This is a genomic window from Haloactinomyces albus, assembly GCF_031458135.1.
GTDB lineage: Bacteria > Actinomycetota > Actinomycetes > Mycobacteriales > Pseudonocardiaceae > Haloactinomyces > Haloactinomyces albus.
Genome location: NZ_JAVDXW010000001.1, coordinates 28,738 through 42,914, shown reverse-complemented (window position 1 = coordinate 42,914; position 14,177 = coordinate 28,738). Strand labels below are relative to the sequence as shown.

Sequence of the window (14,177 nt, the reverse complement as noted above, 5' to 3'; positions counted from 1 at the left end):
CGCAGTCGTTGTGCGGAGGTCGTATTCGGTGTGGGTGCTCGAGAGTGTCGGAGGGCGCGGTGGGGTCAGTCGGGGCGAGTCAGGCGCAGGGTGACGATCTCGAAGGGGCGCAGGTGCAGGGTTGCTGTGTCGTCGGTGGTGTGCTGCTGGTCGAGGGGGCGTTCGAGGAGGTCGGTGCGCAGGATGCTCGCGGGGGTGAACGAGGGGGTCAGGCGGGTGCGGGCGCGTCCTCCACGGGATTCGTAGAGCCGGGCGATGACGTCACCGGATCGGTCGTCGGCGAGTTTGATTGCTTCGATGATCACGTTGTCGTTGTCGACGTGCAGGAGGGGGTCCACGGTGTGGGTGCCGGTGATGGTGCGTTCGGGCAGGTTGGTGCGGTATCCCTCGCGGATGGCGTCGCCGATGTCGGCGCCTGCGATGAGGGCGTAGGTCAGCCGGTGCCTGCCGTGGTCGGTGTGGGGGTCGGGGAATCGGGGGGCGCGCAGCAGGGACAGGCGTGCGGTGGTGGTGGTGCCGCCGCCGCGGCGGGGGTGGCGGGTGACGTCGTGGCCGTAGGTGGCGTCGTTGACCAGGGCGATGCCGTAGTCGGGTTCGCCGAGGTGGATCCAGCGGTGCGCGCAGTTTTCGAATTTCGCTGCGTCCCAGGAGGTGTTGGTGTGGGTGGGTCGGTGCAGGTGCCCGAATTGGATTTCCGCGGTGTAGGTGTCGGTGTGGACATCCAGCGGGAAGGCTGTTTTGAGGAGTTTTTCCGATTCGTGCCAGTCGATGTCGGTGTCGATGTTCACGCGCGGTGCTGCTGCGGCCAGGTGGAGGCGTTGGACGATGGTGGAGGCTCCGACGGTGCGGTGTACGCGCACGGTGGGGCTTGGGCCGGTTCCGTCGAGGGTGACGTTGTCGGCGTCGGTGATCTCGTGGGTGGTGTGGCGGTGGAACGCGTCGATGTCCCAGGCGTCCCAGGCGTTGGGGTGGTCGGGGTGTAGTTGCAGGAGGTTGCCGCTGCTGTTCGGGGCGAGGAGTTCACGGTCGGCGGCACGGTCGAATACGGAGGTGAGCAGGCCGCGTGTGTCCACTGCGACGTGCAGGAGGCCGTTGTCGAGGGTGATGGTTCCGTCGTGGTGGGTCTCGGCGGTGGGGGTGGTGGTGGCCTCGGCTGGTGCGGCGGCCAGGGCGGTGATGCCGTGGCGGGTGTGGGGTGCGGCGTTGAAGGTGATCGCGCGGTTTCCGGGGGCTGCGGCCAGGTGCCGTTGGGTGTCTTCGATGAGGTCGGTGAGTTCGGTGGTGACCTGCTGGTGGATTTCGGTGGCTTCGCGGTGGACCCAGGCGATGGAGGTTCCGGGCAGGATGTCGTGGAACTGGTGCAGCAGCACGGTTTTCCACAGCCTGTCGAGGGTGTCGTAGGGGTAGTCGGCCAGTCCGGCGATGGTGGCGGTGGCACACCACAGCTCGGCTTCGCGCAGCAGGTGCTCGTTGCGGCGGTTGCCGCGTTTGGTGGCTGCTTGGGAGGTGTAGGTGCCGCGGTGGGCTTCCAGGTACAGCTCGCCGACCCACACGGCCGGGTCGGTGTGTTCGGCGTGGGCTGCGCGGAAGAACTCGGTGGGGGTTTCGAATTGCACCCGGGGTGAGCCTTCGAGGTCGGCGGTGCGGTCGGCGCGGGCGAGCATTTCCCGGGTGGGTCCTCCTCCGCCGTCGCCGTGGCCGAACGGCACCAGGGATCTGCGGGCGTGGCCGTGTTCGGCGAAGTGGGCGCCGGCGTGGGCGAGTTCGGTGCCGGTGAGTGCGGCGTTGTAGGTGTCCACGGGTGGGAAGTGGGTGAACAGCCGGGTTCCGTCGATGCCTTCCCACCAGAAGGTGTGGTGGGGAAACGGGTTGGTGTGGTTCCAGGACAGTTTTTGGGTCAGCATCCAGTGCGCGCCGGCGAGGGTGGCCAGTTGCGGCAGGGCGGCGCTGTAGCCGAAGGAGTCGGGTAGCCAGATCTCGCGGGTTTCGAGGTCGAATTCGTCGAGGTAGAAGCGTTTGCCGTGGACGAGTTGGCGGGCCAGGGCTTCGCCGCCGGGCAGGTTGGTGTCGGATTCCACCCACATGCTGCCGACGGGGATGAACCGACCTGCTGCGATGTGGGTACGGGCACGTTCGAACAGACTCGGAGAGTGCTGTTTGAGCCAGTCGAGTTGTTGGGCTTGCGACATGGCGAACAGGAAGTCGGGGTGCTGATCCATCAGGGTGGTCACGTTGGCCACGGTGCGGGCGACCTTGCGCACGGTTTCCCGGAGTGGCCATAGCCAGGCGGAGTCGATGTGGGCGTGTCCGATGGCCGAGATGCGGTGGGCGCTGGCGTGGGCGGGTTGGGCGAGGACCTCGGCGAGGTGGGTACGCGCGGTGGGGGCGGTGGTGTGGATGTCGTGCAGGTCGAGATGGTCGAGCATGCGTTCCAGGGCGCGCAGGATCTCGCCTCGGCGGGGGGTGTGGGCATCGAGGGTGTGCATGAGGTGGGTGAGCACGTCGATGTCGGCGACGAGGGCGGCGACGTCGTGGTCGATCGGGGCGATCTCGGCGCGTTCGATCCGGTACAGCGGGTGGTGCCCGGCGGTGGCGGGATCGGCCAGTGGGGTGGGGCGGAAACCGCGGGGTCCGAGCAGGTCTGGGTTGGCGGTGGCTTCGATGTAGAAGGTGTGTTGTTGTCCGGCGGTGGCGTGGGCGCTGACGGGAATGTGGGTGCTGCGGGGGTGGAGTCCTTTGATGGGTTCGCCGTGGGCGGCGTGTACGAGGGCTTCGCATTGGAAGCCGGGGCGTTCGGTGTCGAAGCCGAGATCGAGGAGGGCTTCGACGGGGTGGCCGGCGAATGCGGTGGGGATGGTCGCTTCGAGGCGGAACCAGGTGGTGGTCCAGGCAGGCCCCCAGGTATCGCCGACGGCGGCGGGCGTGTAGTCGGCCTGCAGCGCTTGCTCGACGGGAACGGGATCACCGGTGTGCCCGATTCCGATGCGGCAGCCGGTCGATTGCCGGTATTGGGCGGGGCGAAGTCGTTCGGTCAGGACGCGGTCGATGCGGTGCTCGACAAGGGTGCGGTCGTCGTGCATCGAAGCCTCCGCGGGGATCTGTGGCTGCGTGGGCCCGAGGCGGTGTCGGTGCCGCCTCGAGTATGAGCGTTGCTGGGGTGGTGAGCGTGGTTTCCACGCCGCCTGTGATCGGAGTTGCCGGTCTGCGGTTGCCGGTCCGGTTTCCTGCTTTCATGCTGGATGCTTCGTAACTTCAGTGTGAGGAGGCAGGCCATGGCCACATGTGAAGTGTGCGGTAACGAATACTGGATGAGCTTCGAGATTCACACCGTGGGTGGAAATGTGCACGTGTTCGATTCGTTCGAGTGTGCGGCCCAGAGGTTGGCACCGGTGTGTGAGCACTGTGGGTGCCGCATTCTCGGGCATGGTGTGGAAGACAGTGGGCGGTTCTTCTGCTGTGCGCATTGTGCCCGCAAGTCGGGAGCGTCGATGGCCGAGGAATTGCGGGACACGGTGGGTGCTCATCCCGGGTAGCGCCGGTGGGCACGTTGCCCGGTCCGGTGTGGTGTCGGCATCGATGTGTGGCTGTGCTCGTGTGGCGGTGTAACGCGGTGCGGGGCCGGGGCGATACTCGGAGCGGAGAAACCGAAGTGTTCTCGTCGGTGGTTGATACCGGGTGTTTTTTCGGCGGCGTCGGCGGTGAGGCCGGGTGCGCGGCGAGCATTCCTTCCTGTTCGGGTGGGTGCTTGCCGGTGACGGTGGTGCCGTGGTGATGCGGCGTGGAAATGCTCGTGTGGATCCGGCGAGGCACTGTTTTTCCCCCGCGGAAAACACGTGTGTTTTTCGGTGTCGCAGGGGCGGTTTGCCTGGTGCAGAAAGCCGGAGGAACGACAATGGCAGGTTTGGTTCGTTGGCTCGGTGACCTGGCTCGGGAGTTGGAGCGGGCACGCATGGTCATGCGGCATCCGCAGTCCCGGGCCGCGGACGTGGCCCAGCGTCGCGTGCAGGGCTGATACTTCACGCCAGCAGTGGAAGGCGTGTTTCGGCGATGCCGTGGTCACACTGTCGGGTGCGGCCACGGCACCACTTGTGGTCACGATTTTTCGTGACCACGTCTTCGTTTCGGCGAGGTCGTCGGTTTATTCCGAGCTGTGGGGCGATTCGGTGTGGCGATGCCGGTCGGCGAGGTCGACATACTGCTGCGCCGACAGGTGCAGGGCGGACTGTTCGTCGGCGGTGAGGTCCCGGCGGACCTTGGCGGGGGTTCCGGCCACCAGGGATCCCGGTGGAATCTCGGTTCCTTCCAGCACCACCGCTCCGGCCGCGATGAGGCATCCTTGTCCGATCGTGGTGCCGTTGAGTACGACCGCGCCCATGCCGATCAGCGACCCCTCCCCGACTGTGCAGCCGTGCAGCACCGCGCGGTGGCCCACTGTGACGCCGTCGCCGACCGTGATGGGGAATCCGGGGTCGGCGTGCAGGACACAGCCGTCCTGGATGTTGCTGCGGGCTCCGATGGTGATGGTATCCAGATCGGCGCGCAGGACCGCGCCGTACCAGACATTGGCCTGGTGCGCCAGCCGTACCCGGCCGATCAGGGTGCTGCCCGGTGCTGCCCATGCCTGTTCGGCCAGGTCCGGTTCGTGGCCTTCGAAAGCGAGATCGGGCCGGTTCGTTCGTGCTGTGTGGTCGGTATTCACGTGTCCTCCTCGGCAGTGTGGTGCCGTGCACGGTATCGCCGAGGGCGGTGCGGTCTTCCGGGTGTCGGGGCGTGCACCGGGTTGTGCCGCGAACCGGAAGTGGCCGCTACCGGGACTCCGTGCGGGCCAGGGCGACTGCTTCGGCCACGGTGGCACAACAGGTGAAACGCCCGGTTATGTCGGTGACCTCCAACAGTCGGCGCACGCAGCGGGATTCGGCGATCACATACAGGGTGATGCCGCGTTGTTCGGCGCGGCGCTGGGCCTGCAGGAGCAACTCCAGGCCGTAGCTGCTGACGAAGGAAACTTCGGAGAGGTCCAGGACCAGTGCGTTCAGCACGGCAGCGGCCAACCGCTGGCGGACGAGTTCGGTCAGTCGGGAAACCGAAGCCAGATCGATGTCGCCGATCATCCGCACCACCGAGATGCCGGGAACGGGGCGTTCGACCAGCAGGCGCAGGGACCGGTTGATGCGCTGGCGGTCCCTGCTGAGGTCGTGTTCGGGCGCTCGCCGGGACGGGACGAACGCGCTGGAGGCGTGCGGGGTGTCTCGTGGAGGGGCGGTCGCCGCGTCACCACCCTGGGCGGGTGAGTTCGCAGACGAGTGCGAAAGAATCACGCTACCTCCCTCGGTAGGGCCGCCGGCGCTCGTGCGGACATGCCGCGTGGACAGGCTCGACGTTCGGTTAGTCAAGCCATGTGTTCGCGAGTTCGACTCGCGTCTTCGCCAGGGCGGTGATAGTCGTGGCTGTGTGCTCAACCGCACTTCCACCCTAGGATCCGCACGTCACAGCAACAAGCTCTGACACGTTCGAGTGACATTGCCGTGGGGTGCACCGGGGAGGGCGTCGGTCCCCGTGACCGCACCGGCGGCCACGGGAACGGCCTCGGCGGCTTGCGCTGCGCACACAACCGGCCGAGCGGCCGAGCGGCCTGTTAAGCGTGCTCGGCCAGCATCGGAATGAGCCCTCCGGCCAGGACCGCGCGGACCTGCCGCAGCGAAAGCCGGTGCTGGAGACGGTAGGTCTCCTTCCGGGTGGTGTTGTGCGCGGTGAGTTCGGAGCCGGCGGGGAGAATCTCGTGCAGTTCGTCGAAGACGAGGGTGTCTCCCTGCTCGATGCGGTCGTAGTCTCCGGGGTCGGTGAACTCCACGGGCAGGATTCCGAAGTTGATGAGGTTCTGCCAATGGATCCGGGCGAACGACCGTGCCAGCGCCACGCGCAAACCGAGGTGGCGAGGAGTGATCGCAGCATGCTCGCGGGAGGAGCCCTGCCCGTAGTTGGCCCCGCCGACGACCATGTGCCCGCCGGAGTCACGGTGCTCCCGCGCCCGGGCCGGGTAGGTTGCATCCAGGCGGGTAAAGGTGAACTCGGCCAGGGCGGGAATGTTGGACCGCAGCGGCAGCGCCCGCGCTCCGGCCGGGGAGATCTCGTCGGTGGAGACGTTGTCGCCGGTCTTGAGCAGCACCGGCAGTTCCAGGCGGTGCGGCAGTGGTGGGAACTCCGGCAGTGCGGAGATGTTGGGCCCCTTGATCGGCTGCACCGACAGGGCCTCCTGCTCGTCGGGCGGGGCCTGCAGCATGGAGGTGTTGACCGAGGCGGTCTCGGGCAGGGCCGGTTTCGGATATTCCATTCCGGTCTGCTCGGCGAAAACACGCGGATCGGTGATCGTGCCGGTCAGCGCCGAGGCTGCGGCGGTCTCCGGCGAGCACAGCCACACCGAGTCCTCCGGGGTGCCCGAGCGGCCGGGGAAATTGCGGGGAAAGGTGCGCAGGGAGTTCTGCCCGACGGCCGGGGCCTGGCCCATGCCGATACAGCCCATGCAGCCGGACTGGTGGATGCGCCCACCCGAGGTGATCAGGTCGAAGGTCGCGCCCATGCGGGTGAGATCTTCCAGGATTTCCCGCGAGGTGGGGTTGATGTCGAAGCTGACCGCGTCGCTGGTCTGGCGTCCGCGCACCATGGCCGCGGCGATGGCGAAGTCCCGCAGCCCGGGGTTGGCCGAAGAGCCGATGACCGTCTGGCTGATGGAAGTGCCACTGACCTCGCTGACCGGGGTGACCTTGTCCGGTGCCGACGGGGCGGCGATCAGCGGCTGCAACTGTGACAGGTCGATCTCGTCGGTGACGTCGTAGTCGGCGTCGTCGTCGGCGGTCAACGCGACGAAGTCGTCCTCGCGTTCCTCGCTGCGCAGGAACTCGCGCACCGCCTCGTCGGCGGGAAACACCGTGGTGGTCGCGCCGAGTTCGGCGCCCATGTTGGCGATGACGTGGCGGTCCATGGCCGACAGTCCGGCCAGGCCGGGACCGTGGTATTCGATGATGCGGCCCACGCCGCCTTTGACGCTGTGGCGGCGCAGCATCTCCAGGATCACGTCCTTGGCCGAAACCCAGGGCGGCAGCTCCCCGGTCAGCCGTACCCCCCAGATTTCGGGCATCCGGATCCGCAGCGGCTGCCCGGCAATGGCCAGGGCCACCTCCAGCCCGCCCACACCGATCGCGAGCATGCCCAGCGAGCCGGCCGCGCAGGTGTGCGAATCCGAGCCCACCATCGTCTTGCCCGGAATCCCGAACCGCTGCATGTGCGTGGGGTGCGAGACCCCGTTTCCGGGTTTGGAAAACCAGATCCCGTAGCGCTGCGCGGCCGAGCGCAGAAACTCGTGGTCCTCGGCGTTTTTCTCGTCGGTTTGCAGAATGTTGTGGTCGACATACTGCACGCTGACTTCGGTGCGGGCCCGGCGCAGCCCCAGCGACTCGAGTTCCTGCATCACCAGTGTGCCGGTGGCGTCCTGGGTCAGCGTCTGATCGATCGCCACCGCCACCTCCGAACCCGGCGACATATCCCCTTCGACCAGGTGCGAGGCGATGAGTTTGCGGGCGAGATTGCGTGCCATCGAACGCGACCCTTTCCTCGTGGTGGCAGTGCCGTCAATGCACGGTCGGACTACCCACAACGACGATCGCCGAAACGATCATCCCGGGCGCGTTTGCCCGTTGGCCGGCCTGCGGCGGAACCACGGTGGGCGCGGTCACCGTCAGGTCCGGCTAGTGCTTGGCCGAGTCCTGCTCGCTCGGGGCTCGTGGGACCGAGTCCTGCTGCCTGCGGCGCAGCCAGACCATGCCGGCCAGCTGCACCGCCAGCGCTGCCGTGGTCAAGGCCACGGCCACCACCGCAGGCATGGCCCATCCGGTGCCGACGGCCATGGCCCAGGCCGCGGCCACGAACACCGCGGTGCGCACGGCGAGGAAACCGAGCCTGCGAACCGTCATTGCCTGCGCCTCCTGTCGATGTGCCGTGGCCGTATCACCCGGGCTCGTGGAAGCCTACCTCCGGCTGCCGTGGGCCCGGTGCTGGTGCACAGTAAGGATGGCACGCAGCCTGCGCTGCGGTGCCCGTGGTCGACATCGGCCCGGAAGGGAAGTGAGGCATGTCCGGCGAGAGTGCCGCACAGCAATCGGCGGGCGACAACGCGGCCATGGCCCGGATCGTGTTGCGGCCGGTTGCCTCCCCGATGGCCCTGGGGTTTCTCGCGCTCGGCGGAGCCACGACCGTGCTCAGCGGGCTGCAACTGGAGTGGTTCGCCCCCGCCGAGACGGACGCCGTGGCGCTGGCCCTGGCGCTGTTCGGGTTCCCGTTGCAGTTGCTCGCCTCGATCTTCGGGTTCCTGGCGCGGGACGCAGCGGCCGCGACCGGCATGGGTGTGCTCGCGGTGAGCTGGCTGACCACCGGCATTATCAAATTCCTGTACCCGCCCGGGACCACCAGTGCGGCCGTCGGGGCTTTGCTGCTGTTCGCCGGTGCCGCTCTCGTGATTCCGGCGCTGGCGGCCTCCTTCGGCAAGGTCGTCCCGGCTCTGGTGCTGTTCACCGCCGCGGTGCGGTTCCTGCTCAGCGGGTTCTACCAGGTCACCACCGACCCGTCGGTGCGGTGGGCATCCGGCATCGTGGGCGTGGTGCTGCTGGCCCTGGCGTGGTACGCCGCGCTGGCCCTGGCGCTGGAAGACGTCCGGGGCCGCACGGTGCTGCCCGTGCTGCGCAGGGGTATGGGCAGCACATCGATGCGGGGGCCGACGGCACAGCAGCTTGTCGGTATCGGCAACGAGGCCGGGGTGCGCGAGCAGCTGTGACAGGCCTGCCGCAGGTGGTGACTCACCGGCGTGGTCGCAGCACCCTCTTGCGGCGCAGGAGCCGGGCCAGGCCGCGGTAGTCGGCCACGGTGACCGTCACGGCCGGGTGCCGCAGCAGCCCGAACGGATCCAGGCCGCGTACCGGCTCGGCGAACTGCACGCACAGGCCACGCCGGCCGTTCGTGGCACAGGTCAGGCCGCGGTCGGTCAGGGACAGGCGCGCCGGGCCGGCCGTGAGAGCAAACGCGAACGGTCCGGTGATCGTGGTGGCCACGATGTTGCTCACCGGGGTGCGCAGGCACCAGGGGCCGAAGCGGACCACCAGGTCTCCCCCGGTGACCTCGACTCGTGTCGTCGCCCTGGTCACGCCGAACGGGAATCCGGCCAGCCGATACGCCGGGGTGAAACGAAACGGAAAGCTGCGCAAGGAGCCCATACCTGCGGATACCGCCCGGTGCGCGGGGGAAAACGTCGGCCGTTGGCTGATGCGCACGCGCCGCCCCGGCTGTCACGTCCTGCGGTGGGATCCGGTGGGTGATGTCCAGGATCCGTGCCTGCGGTGCCCACCGTGCCAGCACACCGTGGCAGGCGGCGACGAATCCGTCGGCCAGCCCGTAGTCGGTGGTGCACGACACCCACGGGTGCTGTCCTGTTTGCTCGGCCATGATCCTTAGCATGTCCGTCGCGGGCGGCCTCGGCACACGCGGCTGCCCGTGGTGGGCGGTTTCCGGAAGGGATGGGCGCACCTGTTGGTGGCGTGGGTGCCTGTCGCTGCGGGTCAGAGCGGTTTGAGGTCCTCCAGCATGCGGAATGTCTGCTCCAGGGCGTCCTGGAGTGGGTAGGCGAAGTCGGCTCGGTGCCAGTGTCGGAGTGTGCCCATGACCGCTCCGATGGTGGCCGAGGCCGTGATGTGCACGCCGAGGTCGTGTGGTGAGCGGTCGAGGCGCTGGGCCCGCTGGGTCTGCCCCCGCAGGTACTGGGCCTGTCCCCGTTCACACACACCTCGGCCGTGGCAGCAGCCACAGTCACTCCCACCGGCCTCGTCGCGCTGCTCATCGCCGCCGCTGTCCTCACCACGATCGGCATCGCCGCACACCGCAGCAGGGACCTGTCCTGGTAAGGCGGGCACGAAGACGTGTTCAGGGCTGCAGCAATACCTTGATCGCCTGGTCGGTTTTGTTCTGGAAGGTCTCGTAGCCCTCCGCGGCCCGCTGCAGCGGCATCCGGTGGGTGGCGAAGCTTTCCAAGCCGAGCGGGTCGGCGTCGTCGGTCACCAGCGGCATCACGTCGTCGATCCAGTGCTTGACGTTGGCCTGACCCATGCGCAACGTGATCTGCTTGTCGAACAGGGTCATCATCGGCATCGGGTCGGCCTGACCACCGTAGACCCCGCTGAGCGAGATGGTTCCGCCCCGGCGTACCACGTCGATGGCCTGATACAGCGCCCCCATCCGGTCGATGCCCATGCGGTTCATCATCGACGCCGCCACACCGGCGGGAAGGGCCCCGGCCATCTGTTGGGCCAGCCGCCCCACCGGAGAGCCGTGGGCTTCCATCCCCACCGCATCGATGACCGCGTCGGTGCCACGCCCGTCGGTGAGCTCACGCACCGCCTCGCCCAAGGAGGTGCTGCCGCCGCTGTGCTCCTGCAGATCCAGCACCTGGGCCCCGTGAGCACGGGCCCTCTCCAGGCGTTCGGGCACCAGGTCCACCCCGATCACCTGGCCGACGCCGCGCTGCAGCGCCAGCCGGCAGGCCATGCTGCCGATCGGTCCCAGACCGAGCACGGTGACGCTGCCGCCCGGCGGGATGTCGGCGTAGTCCACCGCCTGCCAGGCGGTGGGCACCACATCGGACAGGTACACGAACCGATCGTCGGGGGGACCGTCGGGAACCTTGATGTGACTGAACTGGGCCTGCGGAACCCGCAGATACTCGGCCTGCCCGCCGGGCAACTGCCCGTAGAGCTTGGTGTAGCCGAACAGAGCCGCGCCCATGCCCTGTTCACGGACCTGGGTGGTCTCGCACTGGGAGTACAGGCCCCGGTCGCACATGAAACAGGCCCCGCAGGAGGTCTGAAACGGCACGACCACGCGATCACCCGGGGCGATCGCGGTCACCTGGCTGCCCACTTCCTCGACGATGCCGATCGGTTCATGGCCGAGCACGTCGCCCTCGTCGAGAAACGGGGTCAGCACCTCGTACAGATGCAGATCGGATCCGCAGATGCCCGTGGTGGTCACGCGCACGATGGCGTCCGTGGGTTGCTGCAGGGTCGGATCCGGCACGGAATCCACACGCACATCACGTTTGCCGTGCCACGTCACTGCCTTCATGGTCGGTGTCCCCTTTCGGCGTGTCGGATCTGCCGAGCCCGGGAATATCCACCAACTCCGGGGGACAAACCGCCGCGGGCCTGCACCGCCACCAGGTCTCGCCCGGGTTGGTGACCCCCGAAAGTGGGTAGCACCCGGGTGAGGACGAAAGGAGAACCATCGTGCAACGAGGCAGCGACAAGCACAATCCCCGCCAGGACGACGCGCTGGAAGAGGAGGTGGAAGGACTGCTGCAGGGCAACCACCCCACCCGCTCCCAGGAGGACCTCGATGCCGAACCTCCTGCCGACGACGATCCCGACACCGAAATCCGCCCGACTCCGCCCCGTTCCGACGAGACCCCCGAATAACCGCCTCCCCCGGTGCGGCCCCGGGTGGGATCAGCCCGGGGCGAACTCCCGCAGCAACTCGAGTATCTCGGCGTCCTCGGTGGACGGGAAAGATTCGTACCAGTGCCCGACGGCGCGAAACGCGCTCGGCTGCAGCAGGCACAGCACCGAATCGGCCTCCTGCTCCAGGGCGGTCACCGCCTCGGTGGCCCCCACCGGGCTGGCGAGCACGATGCTGCGGGGCGAGTACTGGCGCACCATGCGCACGGCGGCCCGGGCGGTGGCGCCGGTGGCCAGACCGTCGTCGACGAGCAGAACATCGCGCTCGCCCAACGGCACCGAGGTCGGACCCCGTTGGTAGAGCTCCTCACGCCGCCGGGCCTCCTCCTTTTCGCGGGCGCATTCGGAGGCGAGTTCGTCCTCGTCGGTGTGAAAGGCCTGCAGCAGCCGCGGGTCGTAAGTGGCAGGCCCGTGCGCGGTGACCGCGCCCAACGCCAGTTCCGGCTGGCCCGGAGCTCCGATCTTGCGAGCCACGCCCACCCGCAACGGGGCCCGCAGCGCCCGGGCCACCTCCGCGGCCACCGGCACCCCACCGCGGGCCAGGCCGATCACCACGGGATCGGTCCAGGGCCGTGCGATGATGTAGTCGGCAAGGACAGCTCCGCCATGGCGCCGGTCGGTGAAGCCGTGCTCAGGCAGATCCGGATCGGACATCGGATGCCTCCTGCAGGAATCTCGCTCGGGGTGAGCGTGGTCGCGGCGAGAACCGCGGGTGCCACGATGGTGCCCCGCCCCGGACCGGGAGAAACCTGGGCCCGGCCCCGCACGCCGTCCGCGCCGGTCGTCACTGGCGGAAGGCGCCCACGCGCAGGGTGCGCAGCCGGTTCAGCGCCGCGGCCAGCTCGAACCGGCGGGGAACGGCGAAGTCGCCCACAAAGCGATCGTCGACCGCGGCGATGCCGCGCTTGTCGACAGTGCTGTCGAAGGCATCCAGGATCTCGGCCACCGTGCGGGTGCCGTCCAACAGCCCCGCACGCACACAGGTCACCAGCGCCAAACCGATCCCGGTGACCTGGCTGGGGTCGACCAGTTGTTCCACCGCCCGCAGTTCCACGGTGGAATCACCGAGGGTCAGCGCATCGGTGCCGCGGGACCGCACTTTCGGGCGGTCGGTGCCGATCGAGCTCGGGTCGGGCACGCGGGCCCGCAGTGCGGGGAAGTGCTCGGCCTCGGCATGCCGCCCGGTCGGGCTGGCGGCGACCTCGCGTGCGCGGTCGGTCATCTCGTAGGCCCGGTAGGAATCCATCATCAACACCCGGTCGGCCACATCCATGTAGTCGCCCGAGCCGCCCATGACCAGCACCGTGGACACACCTCGCTGTCGGTGCAGCGGCCGGATGAGATCCAAAAACGGAGTCAGCGGCTCGGATTCCTTGGCCACCAGTGACTGCATCCGCGCATCCCGGATCATCAGGTTCGTCGCGGCGGTGTCCTCATCGAGCAGCAGCACCCGTGCCCCCGCCTCGACCGACTCCACCAGCGATGCCGCCTGCGAGGTCGATCCCGAGGCGTTGTCGGTGGAGAAGTCGCTGGTGTCGGTGCCGGTGGGCAGGTGACTGACAAACGGGCTCACATCCACCCGGTGCACGCGGCGCCCGTCCTCGGCGCGGACCTTGACCGTGTCGTTACGGCAGACCACCAGCTCCCGGCCATCACCGGGCACATGATCGTAAATACCGTTTTCCAGAGCGCGCAGCAGCGTGGACTTACCGTGAAACCCCCCACCGATGATGAGGCTGATTCCCTCGGGCACCCCCATGCCGCTGATCCGGCCCCGGTGCGGCAGATCGACCTCCACCCGCAGCGAGTCCGGCGAGGAAAACGCCAACCCATCCGGCAGCGGGCGGTCGTCGACACCGCTGCGCCGCGGCAGCACCGCACCGTCGGCCACGAACGCCACCAGACCCAGCTCGGGCAGCTGCCTGCGCAGCGCGTCGGTGTCCTCGATCGACTCCACGAAGTCACGTACCCGCTGCTGGTCGGCACTCGACCACCGCAACGCCGCCTCGACGGCCTCGGGCAGATCGACACACAGCGCCTGCTCGGCCTGCTTACCGTCGATCGTGCGTCCCTTGCCGGGCAGGTCGATGCCCAGCCGCACCACCACCTGCCCGTCGACGATCTGGCAGGCACTGCGGTCCAGCACCTGCTGGTGGCCGGCATCCACACGCAGGTGACTGTTGCGCAACTGCCGGTCCACGGCACGCAGCAGCACCCCGGCCAGGCCCCGTGCCCGCACCGTGGTGGACCACAGATTCTCGGGGAACCCGGCGGTTTCGGCCGAGACCCGCACCTGGCATCGGCTGGCAGGCGCGTACGGGTCCGGCTGGACTTTCTGGACCTCCAGGGTGAAACCGTCGAAGTTCCACGTCCCGGTCAGTGACTTGTACCGGCCGTAGCTGGATCCGTGCATGCCGCGCAGTTCTTGGCGCAAACCGGTGGCATCACGCCGGTTTGCGGTCTTGCTCGGGCCGCGGCCACCCCGGCCGCCCTGACTGCCTGTTCGCTGTGCCATCTCCCGACAACTACCCGACAGCGCGGTGAATATCCACTGTCGAGGCGCAGCTCACGCTGCATGCCGGCCCGGGCGAGCGCGATTCGGCGGCCACCGGGATGGTGCGGTGTGCC

The 14,177-nt window shown here is 68.3% G+C and carries 14 protein-coding genes and 1 pseudogene; 4 read left to right on the top strand and 11 right to left on the bottom strand.

Annotated features, from left to right (window positions below; all coding sequences use genetic code 11):
- Positions 1 to 65: 65 nt before the first annotated feature.
- A complete protein-coding gene (locus tag JOF55_RS00220) occupies positions 66 to 3,080 on the bottom strand; it encodes an alpha-mannosidase (RefSeq protein ID WP_310267668.1) in 3,015 nt (1,004 codons plus the stop codon).
- Between the two features lie 192 nt (positions 3,081 to 3,272).
- On the opposite strand from JOF55_RS00220, the gene JOF55_RS24315 reads away from it, so the two are divergent.
- Complete coding sequence (locus JOF55_RS24315; RefSeq protein WP_374727191.1) at positions 3,273 to 3,533, top strand: metallothionein; 261 nt, start codon at positions 3,273 to 3,275, stop codon at positions 3,531 to 3,533.
- Between the two features lie 605 nt (positions 3,534 to 4,138).
- Here the strand turns inward: JOF55_RS24315 and JOF55_RS00215 are convergent.
- The 4 genes from JOF55_RS00215 to JOF55_RS00200 form a co-directional block, all read right to left on the bottom strand.
- Positions 4,139 to 4,699: a gamma carbonic anhydrase family protein gene (locus JOF55_RS00215; RefSeq protein WP_310267665.1), complete on the bottom strand. Its 561-nt coding sequence runs from the start codon at positions 4,697 to 4,699 to the stop codon at positions 4,139 to 4,141.
- Positions 4,700 to 4,805: 106 nt separating this feature from the next.
- On the bottom strand, positions 4,806 to 5,318 hold the full coding sequence (locus JOF55_RS00210; RefSeq protein ID WP_310267660.1) for an STAS domain-containing protein: 513 nt from the start codon (positions 5,316 to 5,318) through the stop codon (positions 4,806 to 4,808).
- A 317-nt stretch (positions 5,319 to 5,635) separates the two neighbouring features.
- Positions 5,636 to 7,591 (bottom strand): aconitate hydratase, encoded by a 1,956-nt coding sequence (locus JOF55_RS00205; protein ID WP_310267658.1) that lies wholly within the window; start codon positions 7,589 to 7,591, stop codon positions 5,636 to 5,638.
- Between the two features lie 151 nt (positions 7,592 to 7,742).
- Positions 7,743 to 7,967 carry a hypothetical protein gene (locus tag JOF55_RS00200; protein ID WP_310267654.1) on the bottom strand — a complete coding sequence of 75 codons (225 nt, stop codon included), beginning with the start codon at positions 7,965 to 7,967 and terminating at the stop codon, positions 7,743 to 7,745.
- A 158-nt stretch (positions 7,968 to 8,125) separates the two neighbouring features.
- Between JOF55_RS00200 and JOF55_RS00195 the strand changes: the two genes are divergently transcribed.
- A complete protein-coding gene (locus JOF55_RS00195) occupies positions 8,126 to 8,824 on the top strand; it encodes a GPR1/FUN34/YaaH family transporter (protein WP_310267652.1) in 699 nt (232 codons plus the stop codon).
- Between the two features lie 22 nt (positions 8,825 to 8,846).
- Here the strand turns inward: JOF55_RS00195 and JOF55_RS00190 are convergent, their stop codons facing one another.
- The 3 genes and pseudogenes from JOF55_RS00190 to JOF55_RS00180 form a co-directional block, all read right to left on the bottom strand.
- Positions 8,847 to 9,317 carry a hypothetical protein gene (locus tag JOF55_RS00190; protein ID WP_310267650.1) on the bottom strand — a complete coding sequence of 157 codons (471 nt, stop codon included), beginning with the start codon at positions 9,315 to 9,317 and terminating at the stop codon, positions 8,847 to 8,849.
- Position 9,318: 1 nt separating this feature from the next.
- Positions 9,319 to 9,489: pseudogene (locus JOF55_RS00185) on the bottom strand (SAM-dependent chlorinase/fluorinase); the annotation flags it as partial.
- 113 nt (positions 9,490 to 9,602) lie between these two features.
- The gene (locus JOF55_RS00180; RefSeq protein ID WP_310267647.1) at positions 9,603 to 9,824 is read right to left on the bottom strand and encodes an acyl-CoA-like ligand-binding transcription factor; all 222 of its coding nucleotides are present in this window, start codon (positions 9,822 to 9,824) and stop codon (positions 9,603 to 9,605) included.
- Here JOF55_RS00180 and JOF55_RS24735 point away from each other — a divergent pair.
- Positions 9,771 to 9,944 carry an efflux permease Rv1217c-related protein gene (locus JOF55_RS24735; RefSeq protein ID WP_510184015.1) on the top strand — a complete coding sequence of 58 codons (174 nt, stop codon included), beginning with the start codon at positions 9,771 to 9,773 and terminating at the stop codon, positions 9,942 to 9,944. The genes JOF55_RS00180 and JOF55_RS24735 overlap by 54 nt on opposite strands.
- Positions 9,945 to 9,963: 19 nt before the next feature.
- Here the strand turns inward: JOF55_RS24735 and JOF55_RS00175 are convergent, their stop codons facing one another.
- Entirely contained in the window at positions 9,964 to 11,160 is a 1,197-nt protein-coding gene (locus JOF55_RS00175; RefSeq protein WP_310267644.1) for a zinc-dependent alcohol dehydrogenase, read from the bottom strand.
- 161 nt (positions 11,161 to 11,321) lie between these two features.
- Between JOF55_RS00175 and JOF55_RS00170 the strand changes: the two genes are divergently transcribed.
- A complete protein-coding gene (locus JOF55_RS00170; protein WP_310267641.1) occupies positions 11,322 to 11,510 on the top strand; it encodes a hypothetical protein in 189 nt (62 codons plus the stop codon).
- Positions 11,511 to 11,540: 30 nt separating this feature from the next.
- Here JOF55_RS00170 and JOF55_RS00165 read toward each other — a convergent pair whose 3' ends face one another.
- Positions 11,541 to 12,203, bottom strand: a complete 663-nt coding sequence (locus tag JOF55_RS00165) for a phosphoribosyltransferase (RefSeq protein WP_310267638.1) — start codon at positions 12,201 to 12,203, stop codon at positions 11,541 to 11,543.
- A gap of 130 nt (positions 12,204 to 12,333) precedes the next feature.
- Complete coding sequence (locus JOF55_RS00160) at positions 12,334 to 14,064, bottom strand: ABC-ATPase domain-containing protein (protein ID WP_310267636.1); 1,731 nt, start codon at positions 14,062 to 14,064, stop codon at positions 12,334 to 12,336.
- Positions 14,065 to 14,177 lie beyond the last annotated feature (113 nt).